This window comes from Ruegeria sp. HKCCD6426, assembly GCF_057221115.1.
The window spans coordinates 153454-174023 of the sequence record NZ_JBWVBF010000008.1; the positions used below are offsets into that span (position 1 = coordinate 153454).

Consider the following 20570-nt stretch of genomic DNA (forward strand, 5'->3'; position numbering starts at 1 on the left):
CTAGTCTAAACCTGATGACAGTTTCTGTCATCAGAGTGATCTATCAACTGGGCATCCCAACCACGGAGCCAACGATGTTGACCCTTTTGACCTACCCCTCTGCTTTTGGCCTGTTCAGCGCCAGCCCCTTCTGCGTCAAGACCGCTTATATGCTTCAGCACTCGGGCCAACGCTGGCAGCGTTCTGATATGCTGGACCCTCGCAAGATGCCGCATCAGAAACTGCCGGTCCTGCGCACGCCTGAACGTCTGGTGCCGGATAGTGATCTGATCCGCGACTGGCTCGAGGCGCAGGGAGCGGACTTCGACAAGGGGTTGACCGACATACAAAAAGCTCAGTCCCGCACTCTGATCCGCATGGCGGAAGAGCATCTTTATTTTCAGATCGTACTGGATCGCTGGGCCAATGACGATGTCTGGCCAGTCCTGCGCGAGACTTTTTTCTCTGTAATTCCAGCGTTGATCCGATCGCCAGTATCAAATTCCATTCGCAAGAAAGTCGTCAATGGCCTGGCGTTTCAGGGCGTCGCCCGATTTTCACCGGCTGAACGGCAAGACAGGTTGGAACGGGACCTCGAAGCAATATCTGCCTATCTGTGGCAATCGCCCTATCTGGTCGGAGACCAGCCAACTTCCGCTGATATGAGCGTCGGGCCTATGTTGGCTGCCATGCGCGCGACACCGGCGGATACCCCGCTGACCCGACGAATAAAGCAGGATAGACTGTTGAACAGTTACATAGACCGAATGGAAGAGGCGATCCCGTTGTCATGACACCATTTGATGACCCCGCAGTTGCCGCCGCCTACGATGCCTTTCCGCAGAGCACCCGCAAAGGTGCTCTGATCCTCCGGGAATTGGTGCTGGAAACCGCGGAGGCACTGTCCGACGCCCAGCCCCTGCAAGAGGCGCTGCGCTGGGGTCAGCCCGCTTATATGGCGCCCAAAGGGTCTACAATCCGACTGGGAAGCCACAAGTCCGCTTCGTTCGCTTTGTTCGTTCATTGCCAAAGCCGGCTGATGGGCGATTTCACGTCGGCATTTCCGGGTGAGGATCGGATCGACGGCAATCGGGCTGTGCTGTTCGACGACCCCGATCAGATCGACGCGACCCGTCACGGCTGGCTGATTGCCCGGGCCTTGACCTATCACCTCTGACGGCGTTTTCGCTCGATCTTGCGTTTGATCTTGTCCTTCTTGCGCTTCGAGCTGACGGCCTTCCTGCGGGTCGAGCGCCCAGCCGGACCGCGACTGCGCGGCAGCGCCTGATCATCGATGGACAACAGTTCCAATTCCAGTCCGCCGGTCACCGGCGTCGCCTCGGTCAGACGTACGGTCACGCGCTGGCCGATCGCGATGATCAGGCCGGTGTCCGCACCCATTAACGTTCCGGCCTCGCGGTCGAAATGAAAGAACTCACGCCCTAGCGAGCGCACGGGGACAAGTCCGTCAGCCCCCGTTTCATCCATCTTTACGAATGCCCCGAACCGCGCAATGCCGCTGATCCGACCTGCAAACTCATTGCCCACCCGCTCACTGAGATAGGCAGCAAGGTAACGATCCGTTGTGTCCCTCTCAGCCATCATCGAGCGGCGTTCGGTGTCCGAGATATGTGTGGCGGTTTCCTCGAGCCGGTCGATTTCCTCGTCGGTCAACCCGTCCTTGCCCCAACCATGGGCCGTGATCAGCGCCCGATGCACAATCAGGTCGGCGTAACGACGGATGGGAGAGGTAAAGTGAGCGTAGTTCTGCAGCGCCAGCCCGAAATGGCCAAAGTTTTCGGGATTATAGTAAGCCTGTGCCATCGACCGCAGCGTGCTGAGATTGATCAGCTCGGCGTCCTCGGTGCCCGCAGCAGCGTCCAGCAACGCGTTCAGGTGGCGGGTCTGCAGGACCTGGCCCTTCGCCAGGTTCAGTCCTGCGGCTTGTGCCGTTTCCCGCAAGCTCTCCAGTTTCTCGGGCGCGGGTTCCTCGTGAACGCGGAACAACAACGGGCGGCGTTTCGCGATCAGGGTCTCGGCTGCGGCGACATTGGCGAGGATCATGAACTCCTCAATCAGTCGGTGCGCGTCCAGCCGGTCGCGGAAGGCTACACTTTCGACTTCACCCGTTTCGCTGAGCACGATCTTGCGCTCCGGCAGGTCCAACTCCAGTGGCTGCCGTACCGCCCGCGCCTTTTTCAGTGCGGCATAGGCGGCATAGAGCGGTTTCAGTACGGTTTCCAGCAGCGCTCCGGTCCGGTCATTCGGACTGCCGTCGATGGCGTCTTGCACCTCGGCATAGTGCAGCGTGGCCGCAGAACGCATCAGACCGCGCACAAAGCGATGGCTGATTTTATTGCCATCTGAGTCGATCTGCATTCGTACCGCGATACAGGCACGCGGGACACCTTCGTGCAGCGAGCACAGATCACCCGATAACCGGTCCGGCAGCATCGGGACCACACGATCCGGGAAATAGCTGGAATTCCCTCGCTTGCGGGCCTCTCGGTCCAGCGCTGTTCCGGGCTGCACATAGGCGGCGACATCTGCAATGGCGACCCAGATCACATGCCCGCCGATGTTTTTAGGATCGTCATCTGCATGCGCATAACAGGCATCGTCATGATCGCGCGCGTCCGAAGGGTCGATGGTCAACAAAGGCATATCCCGCAGATCTTCGCGCCCCTTCAAGCCCTCAGGCTTGGCCTTGTCGGCTTCCGCGATCACTTTGTCCGGGAAATCGTCCGGGATGCCATGCTGGTGAATGGCGATCAGCGAAACGGCCTTGGGCGCAGATGGATCGCCCAGCCGCTCGACTATACGCGCGCGTGGCAGACCCATGCGGTTCTTTGGTCCGGCCTGTTCGGCCTCGACCAGTTCACCATCCCTGGCGCCATGTATGGCACCGTCCTGCACCAGCCACTCAGTCTGGCCTGCCTTGTCAATGGGTACGATCCGCCCTCCCTCGGCCCCTTTGCGGAAAATACCGACAATCTTGCGCGGGTTGGTTCCAATACGGCGGATCAGCCGCGCCTCGTAATTGTGGTCTTCCTCATGCACCACCGTCAGACGAGCCAATATCCGGTCGCCTTCGCCCAGCGCAGGATCACTGGCACGTGCGACGATCAGAACAACGGGCTCTACCCCTTCACCGTGCCATTCCAGAGGTCGCGCGAACAGATCGCCATCAGAATTCGGTGCTTTGACCTGTAGCACGCTGACAGGTGGCAACCGATCCGGGTCACGATAGCTGCGCTTTCGTTTTTCCAGATGACCTTCGGCCTCAAGTTCCTTGAGGATACGCTTTAGATCAATCCGGTCCGCGCCCTTGATGCCAAAAGCCTTGGCGATGTCGCGTTTCGAGGTCAGGGTGGGGTTCGCCGAGATCCAGTCGAGGACCTCCTGCTTGGTGGGGATGCGAGTCATATCTTCGGCGTATCACGCGGATGCGACCGCGTCATGACCAAAAAGCGGCACCTGAGGTCAGGTTTTCAAATCGGCCATCGTGTCGATGTCGTGCAAGTGATCTAACATAGCGACCCGGCTATCCGGAACCGAAGCCAGCGTGTCAGCCAGCGCATGTTCCGTTGACCATCGCACATTGCCGAACATTCCAGACGGCAGAGCACTATAGCGCTGCGCCCCAACAAGCCAGTAGCCCCCATCCACTGCAGGTCCAAACACCATCTGATCGCTGCCCAACACCTTGAAGGCTTTCGCAATATGGTCGCGCGTGATGCCCGGGATGTCCGCGCCTATCAGACAGACGGGCCCCTTGGGCGCCGCACGCAACATTCGCCCCATGCGGTGGCCCAGGTCGCCCTGACCCTGTGCGGCACGCGGAATGTCGGCAGGCCAAAACCGGCTGTTCAAACCTTCCCTGTCAGGCGAAACGGCCAGCAGGACCTGCCAACGCGGATCACGCATCCGCCGGATCAGTGATCGTATCTGATGCCGAAACCACCAGGCTGCACCGGTCATACCTATTTCCTGCCCAAGCCGGGTTTTGACGCGCCCCGGCCGAGGTTCCTTGACCATAATAATAAGGGTGCGCTGCATGGATCAGGCAAAATAATCCGCCAGGATGCGTGCGTAGATGGTCTTGAGTTGCCGTATCTGATCAATTTCGACGCATTCGTCGACCTGATGCATGGTGCGGCCGACCAGCCCGAACTCAACTACGGGGCAGTGGTTCTTGATGAATCGCGCGTCCGAGGTTCCTCCGGTTGTCGACATCTCGGGTTGCACACCGGTTTCAGCCTGCACCGCGCGCGCCACGAGGTCGGACAGTTCACCGGGTGGCGTCAGAAAACTTTCACCCGATATCTTGATTTTCGTATCGACTTTGACGCTGAACTCATCTGCGACCTTCGAAGCCTCGGCATTCAGCCAATCGCTGAGGCTTGCACCGGAATGCAGATCATTGAACCGGATATTAACGGCTGCACTACATTGTGCCGGAATGACGTTGGTCGCAGGATTGCCTGTGTCCATGGTCACCACAGCCAGAGTGGATGTGTCGAAATGGTCAGTTCCTCGGTCCAGCTCGTGACTGGCCAGGCGATCCATCAATCGTGCCAACGCAGGCAGAGGGTTCTTTGCCCGGTGCGGATAGGCCGAATGTCCCTGCACACCGGTGATCGTGAACCAAGCAGTCATCGAGCCGCGGCGCCCGATCTTCATCATCTCACCCATTTGACTTGGGCAGGTGGGTTCACCGACCAGGCAGGCGGTCATGCGTTCACCCGATTGCTGCATGTAATCCAGTAAAGCTGTTGTTCCGTCCAGCGCATCGCCTTCTTCATCACCCGTAATCGTAAGGATTATGGCCCCGTCCGGAGGTGTTTCGCGAACAAAGTCAATCGCGGCCGCAGCAAAAGCGGCCACTCCCGATTTCATGTCCGTCGTTCCCCGACCGTACATCACCCCTTCGCGGATTTCGGCGCCAAAAGGCGGCATGGTCCAGGCAGCCTCATCCCCAACCGGAACAACATCAGTGTGACCATTAAACCCAAAGCTGCGCGCATGCCCCTTTTGCCCCCAACGTGCGAACAGATTGGCGATGCCGCCGCGATCCACACGGGAGCATTCGAACCCGGCCCCGGACAAAAGTCGCTCCAACAGGACCAGCGCACCGCCCTCTTCAGGTGTGACCGAAGGGCAACGGATCAGATCTGCAGTTAGCTCGACGGGATCGGTCATGGGATACCTCTAGGTTTTGTTCTGGCCTTGGTTCGCGCACAGATTCAACGAATTGGCCGAATTGCCAACCCCGGAGGGCCAAAATCTTATGACAGACCTGCTCTTGTTTCGTATTGGTACGCCAATAAAACAGCCAAGATGACCCCGCGACTACCTTGCCGCGCAACCCGCAATTGCGTTACAGCGCCGCGAAACAGGTAAATTGAAAAATGATGCGTGCCCTCTTCGCTCTGATCTGCCTGACTTTCGCGGTCTTTGCACAGCAAAGCCAGGCTCAGTCCCTTACGGTCACCACCGTGACCCGCCCACCGTTTTCCTATGTTGAAGACGGGGCTGAGACCGGTTTTTCGATGGATTTGCTCGAGGCGCTGTCCGAGGCATTGGGCTGGGATTACACCCTCAACCGGGTCGAGGCGTTCGGTGACATGCTGACCGCCGTGCGCGACGGCACCGCCGATCTGGCGATTGCGAATATCTCGATCACTGCAGCGCGTGAAACCCAGATGGATTTCAGCCAGCCAATTTTCGAGGCCGGGTTGCAGATCATGGTCCCCTCGGAAGCGGCGCGCAGACCATCGCTGCTGCAGGCGCTTCTGTCACGAGAACTGTTTATCGCCATCGGCCTGGCCTTCGCCATCCTGCTTGGCGGCGGTATGCTGATGTGGGGTTTCGAGCGTCGCGCACAGCCCTACTTTGACCGCAAGCTCAACGAGGCCTGGTTCCCGTCGTTTTGGTGGGCGCTTAATCTGGTCGTAAACGGCGGGTTCGAAGAACGCATGCCACGCACTCCGTTCGGGCGTCTGCTGGGGGTGGTTCTGGTGGTGTCGTCGCTGTTCATCGTGTCCGTTTTTACTGCCCGTATCACCTCGGTCATGACGGTGGATGCGATCAGCGGTAACGTGAATTCAGTCAATGACCTTTACGGCAAACAAGTCGGCACCATTTCGGGCTCGACCGCAGCCAGCTTTCTGACCCGTCGTGAGGTCGAGTTTGCCGGCTATGACAACCTGGATGGCCTGCTAACGGCATTTAGGGAAGAGGAGCTGGACGCTGTTGTGTTTGACGCCCCGATCCTGTCGTATTTCGCGTCTCATGAAGGGCGCAGGTTCGCGTCCATGACCGGCGGTGTTTTCCTGCGTGAGAATTATGGCGTCGCTTTCCCGACCGGATCACCCCTTGTCGAAGACGTCAATCAGGCCCTGTTGGCCCTGCGAGAAGACGGCACCTATGACGAAATTTACCGCAAGTGGTTCGGAGTTCGGAACTAAGCCAGTTCCTCGTCGCCGAAAAACGGTGTCATCTGTGCGACAATAACCGCGTTTTCGTCCAACGCCCGCTGCATCAGTGCGCGTTCATCGGGATCGATGTCGTGCCCCTGCGCTTCACGTTCGGCTAATGTGCCATAGCCGGTGACATCCAGAGGCGCGGTATCGGCCTGCTTCAGAATAGCCACTGTCTCGCGTACGGCCTCGGCTTCGTCCACGCCTGAGGCGAAACACATCAGCGCCGCTCCGGTCGCCCCTTCAGGCAAGCCGTCGCCGTCTTTGCGGCCAATCTGAACCAACAAGGTGTAGACCTGCTGGCGCGAGGGTTTCTTCTGCTTTTCCATGCAGCCTGCCTTACGTGCGGAACAGTACTTGGTCAACTCATTCACCTATCTAACTAGCTGCATCGATTCGCCAAAACCTCGTTTCACAGGCAAAGCGAGCAGTGAATCATCACTTTGATCTGTGCAAAATGGACACACTTTATTGGTGAAGTTTTCTCCAAGGGATTGACAGCCTCCTCCAGCAAGAATCCGACAGGTTGAAAACGGCGTTAAACAGCCGATGAATCTGCTGTCACTGCGCGAGTTTTGGCTTACCACGACACAGCCTTTCCAAGCCGTTACGTGGTGAAATCAACAAAATCTAGAATGCCCCTCACTGCAAATTGACATTTTTTCGAAAAGGGAAGTTAGATGAGTATGTTGTCCAAATTCCTAACTATTGTAGCGAGCTTGTTCGCGTTGGCTCTGGCCCCCGCAGCGGTCGTTCTTTCTGTTTTCTCCCCTGATGCCGCTTACGCACAAGACGGCGAAAAGTCCGAGGACGAAGGTGAGTCCGAGGGCGAAAACGAGTCCGAGGGTGAAAACGAGTCCGAAGGCGAGAACGAGTCCGAAGGCGAAAACGAGTCCGAGGGTGAAAACGAGTCCGAAGGCGAAAACGAGTCCGAGGGTGAAAACGAGTCCGAAGGCGAAAACGAGTCCGAGGGCGAAAACGAGTCCGAGGGCGAAAACGAGTCCGAGGGTGAAAACGAGTCCGAGGGCGAAAACGAGTCCGAAGGTGAAAACGAGTCCAAGGGTGAAAACGAACCCGAGCGCGAAGGTCGTTCAGGTGATGAAGAAGTAGAGGAAAGCGAAGAATCCGAGGAAAGCGAGAAATCCGAGGAATCTGAAGAAGAGAGAGAAGAAGTAGAACGCCCAGGCGAAGACCGCTAACCGAAAGTGGTTATTGTTTTCAGCAAGGCCGCCTGATCAGAGCTTAGAAAAGCTAAGATCTGCTTCCATCCTTCGCTAATCGTTATAAAGGCCGGGGCTGCGCGCTCCGGCCTTTTCTTTTTTGTCTAAATTATCAGTCGCGCAGCAACTCGTTGATGCCGGTTTTCGAGCGGGTTTTCTCGTCCACACGCTTCACGATCACCGCGCAATAGAGGCTGATGTTATTCTTTGACGGCATCGAGCCCGATACCACTACGGAATAAGGCGGCACTTCGCCATAGGTCACTTCGCCGGTCTCGCGATCGACGATCTTGGTGGATTTGCCGATATAGACACCCATTCCCAGGACCGAGCCCTCGCGGACAATACAGCCCTCGACCACTTCGGACCGCGCGCCGATGAAGCAGTTGTCCTCGATAATGGTCGGGCCGGCCTGCATCGGCTCGAGCACACCGCCGATACCGACACCGCCGGACAGGTGAACGTTCTTGCCGATCTGTGCGCAAGACCCCACAGTAGCCCAGGTATCCACCATGGTGCCTTCGTCCACAAAGGCGCCCAGATTGACAAAGGACGGCATCAACACAACGCCCGGCGCAATATAGGCAGACTTACGGACCACGCAGTTCGGCACCGCACGGAAACCTGCGGAACGCCACTGGTTTTCACCCCAGCCTGCGAACTTACTGTCGACCTTGTCCCACCAGCCGCCGTCTTGCGGACCGCCCTTCTGGATTTCCATATCCTTGATGCGAAAGCCCAGCAGAACTGCCTTTTTGGCCCACTGGTTCACGTGCCAGTTTCCATCGGCCTGCTTTTCCGCCACCCGCAGCGACCCGCTGTCCAGAGCATTCAGCGTATCCTCGATCGCCTCACGTTGCTCACCAGTGGTGGCTGGGGTGATCGTGTCGCGTGCCTCCCAGGCGGCTTCGATTGCGGCTTCCAATTGCGCGTTGGACATGGGGCTACTCCCTACAGAATCTGTTCACGTTGGTTTGGCCTATACGCAAGCAGGACTCAGGGCGCAATGCGACGCAGAGGACCCTTTTTACGCCAACATGCTGCCTGCGCCCTGCACAGTATATGAATTGCGAGAATCTGACGAAGGACGGCTTTAGCTGGCGCGACGGATATGGCGCACCAGAATCGACGTTGCAGCCGAGGAATCCCTGTTCTTCAGGGCCTGCACAATGGCCGCATGATCGGTATCGACGCGCTGCACCCATTTCGGCCGCCAATGCGCGAACAAGTGCCGTGCGCCGGCGATGTGAAGATCGTCGATCGTGTGCAATAGGCGCGGCAATGCGCAGGGCGTCAGAATGGTCCGGTGAAAAATACGGTTCCGCGCCTCCCAAAGCGGCATGCTGTCCGCCGCGTCGCAGGCGATCCGGGCGTCATCCGCCAGCTTCAGGGCTGCAGGTGTCATGTTCTGGACCGAATGCTGCAACGCCAGCGATTCCAGTGCTACCCGCATTTCGGTCACTTCGCGTACTTCGGCTGGGTCCAGAGCGGTTACGCGCATACCGCGCCGGGGCTCGCTTTGGGCAAGCCCGTGCGCCTCAAGTCGCAACAATGCCTCGCGCACGGGCACATGGCTTGTCTCGAAACTGCGGGCAATATGGTCCTGGCGCAGCTTCTCTCCGGCCACAAGGTCGCCGGTGACAATTTGCTGGCTCAGTTTTTCGTAGATCGTGTCGGCAATGGTCGCGCTCATGGATTATAGATAAAAAGCGCAACCTTTTTCCACAAGTAGATAATTCACCCGTCCAAGGGGTCAGGGGCAATATTTCCGCCGCATACCAAAACTGCGACGCGTTCACCCGGTTCGGGCAGATACGCACCCGAGATTAACGCGGCCAAAGCTGTTGCGCCCGCTGGTTCAACCAGAATGCGGTGGGCCTGCCAGAGCGTCGTCTGTGCAGCAGCGATAGCCGTATCCGGAACCAGAACCGAGGTCATTCCTTTCGCCAAACCGAAACAGATATTCCCGATCCGCCGTGCGCCCAGCGCATTCGCCGCAATGCCGGACACTGTCACGTCAATCGGCTCACCCTTTTGCAGCGCCGCATTCAACGCGCAGGAGGTCTCGGGCTCGACCGCGACAACCTTGCGGGCGCCCTGGAACCAGGCCAGCGCGCCAGCAATCAGACCTCCGCCGCCAACGGCAACAAGGACAGTGTCCGCCTGCAGGCCTTGCGCATCCCATTCCGCAAAACACGTACCCTGCCCGGCCACGGTGGCCGGAGCATCATAGGCGTGGATTTGCATTGCGCCGGTTTCTGCCTCATGCGCCTGCGCCAACGTCAGCGCATTGGCATATTCGCCCGGAACGACACTAAGATCTGCGCCAATTCGTTCGATCAGACCAATCTTGGACGGCCCGGCGAGTTCAGGCACGAAAATCTTGGCCGGGTGCCCCAATGCCCGCGCAGCGTAAGCCGCCGCCGCACCATGATTGCCACCTGACGCGGCCACGACGCCTGCTTCGGGCACATCCATGCTGAGTAAAGTATTGAATGCCCCGCGCGCCTTGAAGCTGCCGGTATGCTGCAAATGCTCCAACTTCATCTCAACCGGGAATTCCAGCCCCAAAACGCCACTTTCCATAACCGGCGTTTTTTGCGCATGGCCGTCGATGCGGTTTGTCGCTGCCGATATTTCAGTCTTCCAATTCATTCTTGTCTTTCCGTGACTGGCACTCTGCCCACGAACCCTATAGCTGTTTGGGAAACACGCAAGCAGGGATACTTCAACTATGAGAGAAGACCGCCTCAGCCCGTTCCGCGACGCGCAAACCGATCGCTCGACCGCAAGCGAAGTGCCAGATACGCCACAGACGCGGTCACCGGCTTATCGCCTTGCCTTTGCCGATGACGATTTCCTGTGCCGGGACGAACTGCGCCCGGTGCGTTTGCAACTGGAACTGCTGAAACCCGAAATGATCATGAGCGAGCGTGAGATCACCTCGACCATCGTGATGTTCGGCGGAGCGCGCATTCCCGAGCCTTCGCAGAAGCACACCGCACGGACGGAAACTCTGGCGAGTCTTTCGGCCTATTACGACGAAGCTCGTGAGTTCGCGCGTCTCATGACCGAGAAATCGAACGAGACCGGGTGCCGCGAGAATGTGATCGTCACCGGCGGCGGTCCCGGGGTAATGGAAGCCGGAAACCGAGGAGCACAGGACGCGGGCGGTTGCTCCATCGGCCTGAACATCGTGCTGCCGCACGAACAGGCACCCAACCTTTATGTGACGCCGGATCTCAGCTTCAACTTTCACTACTTCGCCATCCGCAAGATGCATTTCCTGATGCGCGCCCGTGCCATCACCATCTTCCCCGGCGGGTTCGGCACGATGGACGAACTGTTCGAGTCCCTGACCCTGATCCAAACTGGCCGGATGGAACGTGTACCTTTCCTGCTGTTCGGGCGCGCGTTCTGGGAAAAAGTCATCAACTGGGAGGCGCTGGCCGACGCCGGAACCATCTCGGATGAGGATCTGGACCTGTTCCGCTTTGTGGATACCGCGCAAGAGGCGGTTGAGATTATCGAAAACTGGGAACCTGCCCCGCCGCGCGATAAAATTCCGGGGCGCTGAGCGATGACGACGGTTAAGACCGGAGAGATGCTCCACCTGCGCGGCAACGCCCTGAACAAGGGCGAGCCGGTCGCACTGCCTCTGACCCAAAGCAGCATGTTCCACCTGCCGGGCGCGCCTGACGGTCACGCCACTTACGGACGCGTCGACAATCCGACATGGGTGCATTTGGAACATGTGCTGTCGCATCTGGAAGACGCGCCTTGCCTTAGCTTTCCTTCTGGCATGGCGGCGATCTCGGCGGCACTGTTTGCCACCGCTCAGTCCGGTTCGCGTCTGCTGATCCCGTCGGACGGCTACTATGTCACGCGCCTGCTGGCGGACCGTTTCCTGTCGCGCCTCGGCGTGGTGGTCGAGGAACGCCCCACCACCACATTTTCAGAGGGCGGCTTTGAAGGATTCGACGTGGTTTTTGTCGAAAGCCCTTCGAACCCTGGTCTGGACATGATCGATTTGTCCGCAGTGGCACAACAGGTGCGTGCCGCCGGGGGCGTGACCATAGCCGATAACACGACCTTGACGCCGCTGGGCCAACGCCCGCTGGATCTGGGCATCGACGTGGTCGTGTCGTCCGATACCAAGGCGATGGGCGGGCATTCCGATATGCTTATGGGCCACGTGGCCAGCCGCAATGACCAGATTATGGAGCGTATCGAAGAATGGCGAAAGGTGTCCGGGTCGATCCCCGGCCCGCACGAAGCCTGGTTGCTGCATCGGGGGCTGGAAACGTTGGATGTGCGGTTTGACCGCATGTGCACATCGGCACAGATACTCGCCGAGCGACTGGCGGTGCATGAGGCCATTAGACAAGTACGATACCCCGGCTTGCCAGATGACCCAGCGCACGCATTGGCCAAAGCTCAGACCGCACGTTTCGGATTTCTCCTGAGTCTCACCCTGAACTCCGAGGAAATGGCAGAGCGGTTCATCAACTCCTGCCCGCTGCTACGCCCGGCCACGTCATTTGGTGGCGTCCACAGTTCAGCCGAGCGGCGTGCGCGTTGGGGCGACGATGTCGACCCGGCCTTTGTCCGTTTGTCGGTTGGCTGCGAACCTGTCGAAGAGCTTTGGCAGGCCATCGAGGCCAGCCTCAACGCTCTGAACTAGCTATTTCTTGGCGTCACGCAGTTCCTTGAACACGTAGATCGGCAGCACGACGCTGGCGATCAACGACCCCAGCCAGACCAGCAAGGTCGCCGCCAGCAGGTTGGATATACCGCCAACAGTCAGCCCTGCAGTAATCAGGTCTGTCGCGAGTAATCCGACGAACGTCACAATCAACGCGATCCCGCCCTTCAGAGCGGGCGCTTTCTTTTCGCCCAGCTTCAGGATCAAAGGCTCGGCCACCACCTGAACAACGGTAAAGACGATCACCACAACGATGAACGAGATCGGCTTGATCGCAAACCCCGACAGCAGCAGCGACGCAAGCAGTAACCCGATGGCATTACCGGCCAGCAGGGCCAGAGCGGACTTGATTCTGCGCGACATGAGGCGATCTCCATCAGTTATCAGTTCGATAAATGCAGATATTATCAGGTCATCGTGATTTGGCGAGAGATTTCAAATACCTCTTCCTTTTGACCGGTTGAAATCGCATGATAAAACACATTCATCAAGATCAGACCTGCCCACATCCGCGAGAGGTGAGATGAGCGACGATCCCTATGCCGCCCTCGGCATCGCCAAAGACGCAACCGATGCCGAGATCAAGAAAGCCTATCGGCGTATTGCCAAGGAATGTCACCCAGACCTGAAACCCGGGGATACCGAAGCAGAAGCCAAGTTCAAATCCGCCGCTGCTGCCTATGATTTGCTAAAAGACCCGGAAACCCGGGCACGCTATGACAATGGCGAAATCGACGCTTCGGGTCAGGAACGGCCGCAGCAGTATTACCGGGATTATGCCGAAGCCGCAGGGAACCCCTATCGATCCGGCGCGGCCTATGGCGACCCCGACGACATGTCTGACATTTTTGCCGAATTCATGCGTGGCCGTGGCGGTCATGGTCAGCAGCGCACGCATGAATTTCACGCACCGGGCCACAATCGCAGCTACACATTGCAGATCAGTTTTCTGGACGCTGTCTTTGGGGCCAGCCAAAAGCTGACTTTGCCCGATGGAGACCGGATCGAGGTCAAGATCCCGGCAGGTATTACGGACGGCCAGACAATCCGGTTGCGTGGCAAAGGGGCTCCAGGTTTTGGCGAGGGGCCGCCGGGCGATGCGCTCGTCACTATCTCGGTCGCGAAACACCCCGTGTTTGACCGACAGGGGGATGACATCCACATCACGCTGCCCATCACGATTGATGAGGCGATTTTGGGCAGCAAAGTCGCCGCCCCCACAATTGATGGTGGCGTGAACGTAACTGTTCCGGCAGGCACCAGCAGCGGCAAAACCCTGCGCCTGCGCGGCAAGGGCGTTAAGAAACGCGGATCGTCCGATCGAGGGGATCAGTTGATCGAACTGACGGTCACCATGCCCGACCAGATCGACGAAGACTTGAAGCAATTCATGGAAACATGGCGCGAAACGCACCGCTATGATCCGCGCAAAGGAATGCCGTCATGACCCGCCATCTGACAGAAGAGGAACTGATCGCAAAAATTACCCGCCTGACCTCGGACCGGCTGACAGAATACCTGGCGGCCGAGATCGTGATCCCGGAGCAATCCGATCAGGGGTTGACGTATCAATCGCTGGACGTCGCCCGGCTGGAACTGGCCTGCGAATTGCATGACCAATACGACATGGAGGCTGACGCCCTGTCGATGATGATCTCTCTGATCGACCAGATGCACGGCCTGCGGGCCGAGCTTCGCGAAGTTCTGAACGCGGTGGACGCGCAGCCGGAACCGGTGCGCAAGCAAATGATCGAGATCATCGGAACAGCACGGTTCCGTCGCAGCTGACGCTTCAGCGCATGGCAGGTTTGCCCTTTTGGACTCGGTGGAACTGCCGTAGAAGGCCCCATTGATCCAGAACCCGGTACGCCCATGACCCAGTCCAGATCCGAATTGCTGATGCCTGCAGGCAATTTGCGCAAGTTGAAACTCGCCGTCCTTTACGGGGCCGACGCGGTGTATCTCGGCACGCCTGATATGTCGCTGCGCACGAAATCCGAGTTCTCGCTTGAAGAGGTAATCGAAGGTGTCGAGTTCTGCCACCAGCACGGGCGGCGGGCCTATCTGACGCTGAACCTGTTTTCGCACAACAAGGACATCCCGAAGCTGGACGAATATATCGACACGGTGCGCAAGGTGCAGCCAGACGGGCTGATCATCGCCGACCCCGGCGTGTTCCAATATGTCCGCGAACGCGCGCCGGAACTGCCGCTGCATATCTCGACCCAGGCCAATATCTGTTCCTGGTTGTCGGTGAAGTTCTGGCAAGACCAAGGGGCCGAACTTGTAGTTCTGGCCCGCGAGGTATCCTACCCTGAACTGGTCGAAATCCGCGAGAAGTGCCCCGACATCAAGCTTGAGGCCTTTGTCCACGGCGCCATGTGCATGACCTATTCGGGCCGGTGCCTGCTGTCGAATTTCATGGCCGAGCGTGGGGCGAATCAGGGCAACTGCGCTAATTCCTGCCGCTGGAACTACGGGGTGAAACTGCGCCTCAAGGACGGCACGCATCAGGAACTCCGCATCACCGAGGAAAACTCCGATCTGTTCGAGTTTCTGCTGGAAGAAGGCTGCCGCCCCGGTGATCTGATGCCTATCGAAGAGGATGATCGCGGCTCATACATCCTGAACTCGCGCGATCTGTGCATCATGCCGAAACTGGATGAATACCTGAAGATCGGCGTCGACAGTCTCAAGGTCGAAGGGCGGGGCAAGTCGGAATACTATGCCGCCATTGTCGCCCGCGCCTATCGTATGGCCATTGATGATTATCACGCGGACCCCGAGAACTGGGATCCCAAACCGTATATGCGAGAGCTTGAGACCGTTGGAAACCGAGGATACACGCTGGCCTTCCACGAAGGGCGGCTGACCAACTACGCGCATGATTACGAACACACCGCGGCAATCGCACAATGGGAATATGCGGGCATTGTCACCGAAGTGACCAATGACGCGTTTCTGGTTGAAGTGAAGAACAAGCTGGAACCGGGTGACGTGCTGGATTTCGTGTCACCCATATCCCGCGAAACAGTGCTGCTGCGGGTCTACGATTTCGAACGCGCTTCGGACGGGGCGCGGTTGGATGTGGTGCATGGCAGTACCAAAACCGTCATCCGCCTGCCTTTCACGTTGTTCGACCACGAGGATATCAACGATCTGCGCGCCCGTTTTCCCGTCTATTCCGTCTTGCGCAAGGAACGCGCCCTGACCGACGAACATTGGAGCCGCATCCGGTTCGACAAGCTGGTGCAGGGGCTGGAGACTTCGGGCCGGGACAATCCGACCGCTTATGCCCGCCGCCGGGACGCGCTGGTGGAAAAGATCGGCGAAGATGGCAACGAACGCCGTTTCAAAACCAATCGCATTGGCACCGAAGGATGCTGCGGCAAGGGGTGTAACGGCTGCCTGATCTTCTGGCAGGATGAGAAATACGCCCTCGCCCGCGAGGTGCTGTCGAAACGCAAACAGGGCGAGCAACTCAGCCGCAGCGAAGCGACCGAATTGAAATTACCTGACCAAACGGCCTGAAGATCAGTTGCCCAAGCGGTATTCCTCAGGAACGTAAAACGTGTAGTCCCGGTCCGCGACGGCCTCGTGGCACTCATGGCAATAGGCCACAGCACCTGCGCGGCTGCCCATCGTGTCGCCGAACAACGAGCCGTCGGGCATCACCATGATGTAGCGCCAATCGGCTGTGTCGGGGCTGGCCCCCGCCGACAGTTTTTCCATCACGAACAGGGCGCCCGGGTGAATGTTGCCCTCATCCGTTACGGTCATGCTGTCCTTAGCCAAAACCGATCCCATCGGCAGCACCTCGCCTTCGGCAAGCGTGCCGTAATTATGTGCCATCCGATTGGCGTAGCTGTTGACGTAACGCTGCCCATGCGTGGCTGAAATGTAAGGGGCATCGTTGAACAACGGCCAGTTCTGGTAATTGAGGATCAAATCCAACTGCGACGTCGCATAGCCTCGCGCCATGCGTTTTGTCAGCGAGCGGTAATGCTCCTGCGCTTCGTCCTTGGACAAATCAGCCGGGTTTTCGATCGCCAGATGCGCATCCCTGTCGGTTGTCTGTGCTATCAAACCCGAGGCACAGGTCATCAAAGCAACCAGCGCCCCTGTTACCTGTATACGTGTTGATATCATTGTTATGGCCCATCCGTTTGTACGGTTCGCCTGAAAGCTGCCTCAATATCGCGAATACAGGATAGCGGTCTTGAAAGAACTTACTATGACCCTGATCACAATCTCACTGCCTTGTGCGCGAATTTGAGGGGTGTTTTGACCCTGTCAAAGCATACCAAGTCAAAGCACCAATAGACAGGTATTCAATAATAAATCACAGCAATCGTGCATCACCGGGGGCGCTACCCCAATCCTGCCTCGGATTCGATCTGTTTGCGGGATTTCCGGGCACGTTCCGTGGCCGACTTCAGCTGCCCGCACGCCGCCATGATGTCCTCGCCCCGCGTCTTGCGGATGGGTGAGGCATAGCCCGCCTGATAGATGATGTTCGCAAAAGCCCGAATACGGTTATTCGAGCTGCGTTTATACGGCGCGCCGGGCCATTCGTTGAACGGGATCAAGTTAATCTTGGCCGGGATTTTGTGGCGCTTGATGTGGTCGATCAGACGATGCGCGTCCGCGTCGCTGTCATTTACGCCATCCAGCATCACGTATTCAAAGGTGATCCGTTCCGAGTTCGACACATTGGGGTAGCTGGCCAGTGCCTGCAGCAACTCTTCGATATTCCAGCGCTTGTTGATGGGCACCAGAACGTCGCGGGTTTCATCTGTTGTGGCGTGGAACGAAATCGCCAGCAGGCAGCCGATTTCCTCGGCCGTGCGTGCGATTTCCGGCACCACACCCGAAGTTGACAGGGTGATACGGCGACGGGACAGGGAAATCCCCTCGGGGTCCATCGCAATCTTCATGGCGTCCCGGACGTTTTCGAAATTATAGAGCGGCTCACCCATGCCCATCAGAACGATGTTCGACAACAGGCGCGTTTCATCCTTGGGCGCGCCAGGGATCGGCCATTCCTCAAGATCATCGCGGGCCATCATCACTTGCCCGACAATCTCTGCCGCCGTCAGGTTGCGGACCAGTTTCTGCGTTCCGGTATGACAGAAAGAGCAGGTCAGCGTACAGCCCACCTGAGATGAGATGCAGAGCGTGCCCCGGTCGTCCTCGGGGATGTAAACCACCTCGACTTCGTGACCGCCGGCGATCCGCACCAGATATTTGCGCGTGCCGTCCTCGGATACCTGACGTGTCACGACCTCGGGGATTTCGATAACGAAACTCTCAGCCAACTGCGCGCGATAGGCTTTGGCCAGATTGGTCATCTCGGCAAAATCGCGCACGCCCCACTGATAAACCCACTGCCATATCTGCCCGGTGCGCATCTTGGCCTGTTTCTCGGGCGTGCCATGTTCGATCAGCACTTCGCGCAGACGGTCGCGTGTCAGGCCGACAAGGTTCACCTTCCCCTCAGGCAATTTGCGGGGGATGGTCATAACGTCTTGGGTGATCGGCGCTTTGGGCGACATGGGCGTATCTCGAAGGATTCTGGCTTGGGATGCGCCTCTATATAGGAACGCGCGCAAAGATCAAAAGAATTCGTGCGGGCTAATTTGCAAAACGCAGCAGTTCATCCACGCGGGCTCGACCCAAATCAACCCGACAGGATGTAATTGCGATACCTGTGCCGGAACCGCCACCGTATGAGGCGCCTATCGCTTCGCATTGCGAATCCCGATAAGCCATCCAAGCGCTTTGCGCGGCCTCCAAAGCAGGTTGAGCCTCGACCCGTCCGGTCACTTCGTCGAGCTCTTTGGCTGCTGCGACAGCGAATGAGTAGCTCTCTTCAACAGCGACGTTCACGCGTTCTTCCATTTTCGAAACGCACGCCCCGATTTCAACCTGAGAACCGGAATCGAAGCATTCCAGCGTTGGGTCAGCCATCGCGGCAATTGGAAAGAAAACTGCAACAAAAGCCCAGCGCATTGCCAGCCCTCCAATAGGTTAGGTCAATCCTTCAATCTAACCTACCACGCTGATAAGACCTGCGCGAACAGAGGGGAGTGCCGCGGTAGCAGGACCGCCGCGGCAGGTTCTAGTGAATTAATTGACCGCAGGTGGGATGTAGCAATCCGCCGCGTCCAGCTTCTTGACCGGGTCTTCCGGTCCGCACTGCTCACCACTTACGGGGTAGGTATCGGCACTTTTTTCACAGGCACTCAACAACACCGCAGAGATCATCAGCAACGCTGTAAAAGTCTTGTTCAACATCTTATTGGCTCCTCTTGCTTCTGAACTGATTAGTTCAAAAACCAAGAGGCAGTGCATTGACACGGATCAAACACGAGAGCAGACGTCGCGTAACGTAGGCCGCAATTCCTTTAGGCTGGAGTCAAAAAAAGCCCCGACACTTTGGCGGGGTTTTTAAAAAGAGTTGTACCTGTCAGTTGGTACAGCGTTTTTCAGCATCTTCGATCGCTGCAGTGAAACCCAGAAGCGAGAATGTGTCTTTGGTCTGTGTGCCGCGCTCGGACCGCGCTGTCAGAACAGCCTCGGTTCCTCGTTTCATCGCCGTGACGATCTTTGCATCATCGGCTGCTGTTGCTGGCCAGGCCCATTCACCATCGGTGAACAGTTCGAACTCGCTGCCATCGACGACCAGATTCACAGTTGAACCCGCCGCAAAAGGATAGCCGCCGGTAAAGGTCACCTGTCCCTTAACCTCGGCATTTGGACGGTAAAACACGAATAACAGGATATCACTGCGACGCACCGAAACGACGCGACCACCACGCGTATTGACGGTTTCTTTGGGCGCAGAAACACTCCAACATTCGGTGGGATCATCTTCTACGAAAACGCTCCAGTCGGTCTTGGCTGCGACCCGGTTGGTGCTTGTCGCCTGCTGGCCGATTGCTGTTGTGGCCATCCCTGCCATGCACAGACCCGCGATCACACGGACAAGTTTTGATCCCATCTGTCCAGCCTCCTAGCTCGACCTATACCTCATACCCATCGTGAATCGCTGCGAACCCTGCCGGTTCGTCTTTCGAAAGTTGCGCATCCCGATGATTGTCGACATACACACACTAACGCAGGTTTCGCCACAGGCGAAAGAGCGATTGGCAGAATTTTGCGCATAACGCAGGGGGTCCAGATGACGCAGCCGGTACCAATGACAGAACTATGGCGTGGCCCCTTGCTTGAGAGTCTACATCTGGGCCATGCGGTGATCTGTGATGACACCGGTCAGATCGTGCGCAGTTGGGGCGATCCGGACACGGTGATCTACCCCCGCTCTTCAGCCAAAATGATCCAAGCTTTACCATTAATCACCACGGGCGCGGCGGCAAAATACGGGCTGAACTCTGAACACCTGGCTCTGTCCTGCGCGTCCCACAGTGGGGCCGCAATTCATACGCAACGCGTTTCGGCATGGCTGGACCATCTTGGCCTGACCGAACCCGACCTACGTTGCGGCCCGCAGGAACCATCGGACATGGCGGCACGTGACGGGCTGATCCTGGCAGACGACACTCCTTGTCAGATTCATAATAATTGTTCCGGCAAACATTGCGGATTTCTGACTGTAGCGCAGCACATGGGTGCAGGCCCTGAATACCTGGAGATCGACCATCCTGTGCAGCAGGCCTGCTTGTCCGCGATCGAAGAAACCACGGGTGAGACCAGCCCGGCATATGGGATCGACGGTTGTTCTGCACCGAATTTTGCAACCTCATTGGCGGGGCTTGCACGTTCGATGGCTTGGTTTGCTTCGTCCGCTGATCGGTCTGATCGCGCCAGCGACGCAGCCCAACTGCTTACCGCTGCCATGGTCAAACACCCCGAGCTGGTCGCCGGAGAAAGCCGTGCATGCACCGAGCTGATGCGCGCCATGAATGGGCGCGCAGCGATCAAGACAGGCGCCGAGGCCGTCTTTGTCGCCATAATTCCGGAAAAGCGGATGGGCATCGCACTAAAGATCACCGACGGCACAACCCGGGCCAGTGAATGCGCAATTGCATCCCTATTGGTGAGCCTTGGCGTACTGGAGGCCGAACACCCCGCCACCCGCAAGTTCATGAACGCCACGCAATACAGCCGTCGCGGGCTGGAATGCGGCGTGATCAGACCGGCACCGGGGTTTCCCGGCTAAGG

The 20570-nt window shown here is 58.0% G+C and carries 23 protein-coding genes; 10 read left to right on the plus strand and 13 right to left on the minus strand.

Features of this window, described 5'->3' with window-relative positions; translation table 11 throughout:
* Positions 1-74 precede the first annotated feature (74 nt).
* Both AC2TDA_RS20010 and AC2TDA_RS20015 read left to right on the plus strand, forming a co-directional pair.
* On the plus strand, positions 75-773 hold the full coding sequence (locus tag AC2TDA_RS20010; RefSeq protein WP_480849568.1) for a glutathione S-transferase family protein: 699 nt from the start codon (positions 75-77) through the stop codon (positions 771-773).
* The gene (locus tag AC2TDA_RS20015) at positions 770-1156 is read left to right on the plus strand and encodes a DUF1801 domain-containing protein (protein ID WP_480880514.1); all 387 of its coding nucleotides are present in this window, start codon (positions 770-772) and stop codon (positions 1154-1156) included. Before AC2TDA_RS20010 ends, AC2TDA_RS20015 begins: the two co-directional genes overlap by 4 nt.
* On the opposite strand, the gene rnr is transcribed toward AC2TDA_RS20015, so the two are convergent.
* From rnr to dapE, 3 genes are read right to left on the minus strand one after another with little or no spacing between them, the layout of a single operon-like run.
* Complete coding sequence (gene rnr / locus AC2TDA_RS20020; RefSeq protein ID WP_480880515.1) at positions 1147-3405, minus strand: ribonuclease R; 2259 nt, start codon at positions 3403-3405, stop codon at positions 1147-1149. The genes AC2TDA_RS20015 and rnr overlap by 10 nt on opposite strands.
* A 57-nt stretch (positions 3406-3462) precedes the next feature.
* Positions 3463-4038, minus strand: a complete 576-nt coding sequence (locus AC2TDA_RS20025; protein ID WP_480880516.1) for a TIGR04282 family arsenosugar biosynthesis glycosyltransferase — start codon at positions 4036-4038, stop codon at positions 3463-3465.
* Between the two features lie 3 nt (positions 4039-4041).
* Positions 4042-5181 (minus strand): succinyl-diaminopimelate desuccinylase, encoded by a 1140-nt coding sequence (gene dapE / locus AC2TDA_RS20030; protein WP_480880517.1) that lies wholly within the window; start codon positions 5179-5181, stop codon positions 4042-4044.
* 209 nt (positions 5182-5390) lie between these two features.
* On the opposite strand from dapE, the gene AC2TDA_RS20035 reads away from it, so the two are divergent.
* Positions 5391-6449 (plus strand): transporter substrate-binding domain-containing protein, encoded by a 1059-nt coding sequence (locus AC2TDA_RS20035; RefSeq protein ID WP_480880519.1) that lies wholly within the window; start codon positions 5391-5393, stop codon positions 6447-6449.
* Here AC2TDA_RS20035 and AC2TDA_RS20040 read toward each other — a convergent pair.
* Positions 6446-6790, minus strand: coding sequence for a hypothetical protein (locus AC2TDA_RS20040; protein WP_480849578.1), 345 nt, complete (start codon positions 6788-6790; stop codon positions 6446-6448). The genes AC2TDA_RS20035 and AC2TDA_RS20040 overlap by 4 nt on opposite strands.
* Positions 6791-7141: 351 nt before the next feature.
* Here AC2TDA_RS20040 and AC2TDA_RS20045 point away from each other — a divergent pair, with 351 nt between their 5' ends.
* The gene (locus AC2TDA_RS20045) at positions 7142-7660 is read left to right on the plus strand and encodes a hypothetical protein (protein ID WP_480880520.1); all 519 of its coding nucleotides are present in this window, start codon (positions 7142-7144) and stop codon (positions 7658-7660) included.
* Between the two features lie 133 nt (positions 7661-7793).
* Here AC2TDA_RS20045 and dapD read toward each other — a convergent pair whose 3' ends face one another.
* The 3 genes from dapD to AC2TDA_RS20060 form a co-directional block, all read right to left on the minus strand.
* Complete coding sequence (gene dapD, locus AC2TDA_RS20050) at positions 7794-8621, minus strand: 2,3,4,5-tetrahydropyridine-2,6-dicarboxylate N-succinyltransferase (RefSeq protein ID WP_480849581.1); 828 nt, start codon at positions 8619-8621, stop codon at positions 7794-7796.
* Between the two features lie 153 nt (positions 8622-8774).
* Complete coding sequence (locus AC2TDA_RS20055; protein ID WP_480880522.1) at positions 8775-9374, minus strand: GntR family transcriptional regulator; 600 nt, start codon at positions 9372-9374, stop codon at positions 8775-8777.
* A 44-nt stretch (positions 9375-9418) separates the two neighbouring features.
* The gene (locus tag AC2TDA_RS20060) at positions 9419-10336 is read right to left on the minus strand and encodes a threonine/serine dehydratase (protein WP_480880524.1); all 918 of its coding nucleotides are present in this window, start codon (positions 10334-10336) and stop codon (positions 9419-9421) included.
* A gap of 79 nt (positions 10337-10415) precedes the next feature.
* Here AC2TDA_RS20060 and AC2TDA_RS20065 point away from each other — a divergent pair, with 79 nt between their 5' ends.
* Entirely contained in the window at positions 10416-11258 is an 843-nt protein-coding gene (locus AC2TDA_RS20065; protein ID WP_480849586.1) for an LOG family protein, read from the plus strand.
* A gap of 3 nt (positions 11259-11261) precedes the next feature.
* Positions 11262-12365 (plus strand): cystathionine gamma-lyase, encoded by a 1104-nt coding sequence (locus AC2TDA_RS20070; RefSeq protein WP_480880526.1) that lies wholly within the window; start codon positions 11262-11264, stop codon positions 12363-12365.
* Here the strand turns inward: AC2TDA_RS20070 and AC2TDA_RS20075 are convergent, their stop codons facing one another.
* A complete protein-coding gene (locus AC2TDA_RS20075) occupies positions 12366-12749 on the minus strand; it encodes a hypothetical protein (protein WP_480880527.1) in 384 nt (127 codons plus the stop codon).
* A gap of 160 nt (positions 12750-12909) precedes the next feature.
* Between AC2TDA_RS20075 and AC2TDA_RS20080 the strand changes: the two genes are divergently transcribed.
* The 3 genes from AC2TDA_RS20080 (at position 12910) to AC2TDA_RS20090 (ending at position 15917) form a co-directional block, all read left to right on the plus strand.
* Positions 12910-13833: a DnaJ C-terminal domain-containing protein gene (locus AC2TDA_RS20080; protein WP_480880528.1), complete on the plus strand. Its 924-nt coding sequence runs from the start codon at positions 12910-12912 to the stop codon at positions 13831-13833.
* Positions 13830-14174: a hypothetical protein gene (locus tag AC2TDA_RS20085; protein ID WP_480849594.1), complete on the plus strand. Its 345-nt coding sequence runs from the start codon at positions 13830-13832 to the stop codon at positions 14172-14174. Before AC2TDA_RS20080 ends, AC2TDA_RS20085 begins: the two co-directional genes overlap by 4 nt.
* 84 nt (positions 14175-14258) lie before the next feature.
* On the plus strand, positions 14259-15917 hold the full coding sequence (locus AC2TDA_RS20090; RefSeq protein ID WP_480880529.1) for a U32 family peptidase: 1659 nt from the start codon (positions 14259-14261) through the stop codon (positions 15915-15917).
* Positions 15918-15920: 3 nt separating this feature from the next.
* Here the strand turns inward: AC2TDA_RS20090 and AC2TDA_RS20095 are convergent, their stop codons facing one another.
* From AC2TDA_RS20095 to AC2TDA_RS20115, 5 genes are all read right to left on the minus strand, one after another.
* A complete protein-coding gene (locus AC2TDA_RS20095) occupies positions 15921-16535 on the minus strand; it encodes a cytochrome P460 family protein (RefSeq protein ID WP_480880530.1) in 615 nt (204 codons plus the stop codon).
* A 221-nt stretch (positions 16536-16756) separates the two neighbouring features.
* Positions 16757-17941, minus strand: a complete 1185-nt coding sequence (gene rlmN, locus AC2TDA_RS20100) for a dual-specificity RNA methyltransferase RlmN (RefSeq protein ID WP_480849600.1) — start codon at positions 17939-17941, stop codon at positions 16757-16759.
* A gap of 79 nt (positions 17942-18020) precedes the next feature.
* Positions 18021-18398, minus strand: coding sequence for a lysozyme inhibitor LprI family protein (locus AC2TDA_RS20105; protein ID WP_480880531.1), 378 nt, complete (start codon positions 18396-18398; stop codon positions 18021-18023).
* A gap of 117 nt (positions 18399-18515) precedes the next feature.
* Complete coding sequence (locus AC2TDA_RS20110) at positions 18516-18683, minus strand: hypothetical protein (RefSeq protein WP_480849603.1); 168 nt, start codon at positions 18681-18683, stop codon at positions 18516-18518.
* Positions 18684-18855: 172 nt separating this feature from the next.
* On the minus strand, positions 18856-19389 hold the full coding sequence (locus tag AC2TDA_RS20115; protein ID WP_480880532.1) for an invasion associated locus B family protein: 534 nt from the start codon (positions 19387-19389) through the stop codon (positions 18856-18858).
* Between the two features lie 180 nt (positions 19390-19569).
* On the opposite strand from AC2TDA_RS20115, the gene AC2TDA_RS20120 reads away from it, so the two are divergent.
* On the plus strand, positions 19570-20568 hold the full coding sequence (locus AC2TDA_RS20120; RefSeq protein WP_480880534.1) for an asparaginase: 999 nt from the start codon (positions 19570-19572) through the stop codon (positions 20566-20568).
* Positions 20569-20570: the final 2 nt, after the last annotated feature.

What these genes read in the sequence shown, in the direction of transcription:
- AC2TDA_RS20010 (WP_480849568.1), top strand. Translation starts at nt 75, where the DNA reads ATGTTGACCCTTTTGACCTACCCCTCTGCTTTTGGCCTGTTCAGCGCC.
- AC2TDA_RS20015 (WP_480880514.1), top strand. Translation starts at nt 770, where the DNA reads ATGACACCATTTGATGACCCCGCAGTTGCCGCCGCCTACGATGCCTTT.
- rnr (WP_480880515.1), bottom strand. Translation starts at nt 3,405, where the DNA reads ATGACTCGCATCCCCACCAAGCAGGAGGTCCTCGACTGGATCTCGGCG.
- AC2TDA_RS20025 (WP_480880516.1), bottom strand. Translation starts at nt 4,038, where the DNA reads ATGCAGCGCACCCTTATTATTATGGTCAAGGAACCTCGGCCGGGGCGC.
- dapE (WP_480880517.1), bottom strand. Translation starts at nt 5,181, where the DNA reads ATGACCGATCCCGTCGAGCTAACTGCAGATCTGATCCGTTGCCCTTCG.
- AC2TDA_RS20035 (WP_480880519.1), top strand. Translation starts at nt 5,391, where the DNA reads ATGATGCGTGCCCTCTTCGCTCTGATCTGCCTGACTTTCGCGGTCTTT.
- AC2TDA_RS20040 (WP_480849578.1), bottom strand. Translation starts at nt 6,790, where the DNA reads ATGGAAAAGCAGAAGAAACCCTCGCGCCAGCAGGTCTACACCTTGTTG.
- AC2TDA_RS20045 (WP_480880520.1), top strand. Translation starts at nt 7,142, where the DNA reads ATGAGTATGTTGTCCAAATTCCTAACTATTGTAGCGAGCTTGTTCGCG.
- dapD (WP_480849581.1), bottom strand. Translation starts at nt 8,621, where the DNA reads ATGTCCAACGCGCAATTGGAAGCCGCAATCGAAGCCGCCTGGGAGGCA.
- AC2TDA_RS20055 (WP_480880522.1), bottom strand. Translation starts at nt 9,374, where the DNA reads ATGAGCGCGACCATTGCCGACACGATCTACGAAAAACTGAGCCAGCAA.
- AC2TDA_RS20060 (WP_480880524.1), bottom strand. Translation starts at nt 10,336, where the DNA reads ATGAATTGGAAGACTGAAATATCGGCAGCGACAAACCGCATCGACGGC.
- AC2TDA_RS20065 (WP_480849586.1), top strand. Translation starts at nt 10,416, where the DNA reads ATGAGAGAAGACCGCCTCAGCCCGTTCCGCGACGCGCAAACCGATCGC.
- AC2TDA_RS20070 (WP_480880526.1), top strand. Translation starts at nt 11,262, where the DNA reads ATGACGACGGTTAAGACCGGAGAGATGCTCCACCTGCGCGGCAACGCC.
- AC2TDA_RS20075 (WP_480880527.1), bottom strand. Translation starts at nt 12,749, where the DNA reads ATGTCGCGCAGAATCAAGTCCGCTCTGGCCCTGCTGGCCGGTAATGCC.
- AC2TDA_RS20080 (WP_480880528.1), top strand. Translation starts at nt 12,910, where the DNA reads ATGAGCGACGATCCCTATGCCGCCCTCGGCATCGCCAAAGACGCAACC.
- AC2TDA_RS20085 (WP_480849594.1), top strand. Translation starts at nt 13,830, where the DNA reads ATGACCCGCCATCTGACAGAAGAGGAACTGATCGCAAAAATTACCCGC.
- AC2TDA_RS20090 (WP_480880529.1), top strand. Translation starts at nt 14,259, where the DNA reads ATGACCCAGTCCAGATCCGAATTGCTGATGCCTGCAGGCAATTTGCGC.
- AC2TDA_RS20095 (WP_480880530.1), bottom strand. Translation starts at nt 16,535, where the DNA reads ATGATATCAACACGTATACAGGTAACAGGGGCGCTGGTTGCTTTGATG.
- rlmN (WP_480849600.1), bottom strand. Translation starts at nt 17,941, where the DNA reads ATGTCGCCCAAAGCGCCGATCACCCAAGACGTTATGACCATCCCCCGC.
- AC2TDA_RS20105 (WP_480880531.1), bottom strand. Translation starts at nt 18,398, where the DNA reads ATGCGCTGGGCTTTTGTTGCAGTTTTCTTTCCAATTGCCGCGATGGCT.
- AC2TDA_RS20110 (WP_480849603.1), bottom strand. Translation starts at nt 18,683, where the DNA reads ATGTTGAACAAGACTTTTACAGCGTTGCTGATGATCTCTGCGGTGTTG.
- AC2TDA_RS20115 (WP_480880532.1), bottom strand. Translation starts at nt 19,389, where the DNA reads ATGGGATCAAAACTTGTCCGTGTGATCGCGGGTCTGTGCATGGCAGGG.
- AC2TDA_RS20120 (WP_480880534.1), top strand. Translation starts at nt 19,570, where the DNA reads ATGACGCAGCCGGTACCAATGACAGAACTATGGCGTGGCCCCTTGCTT.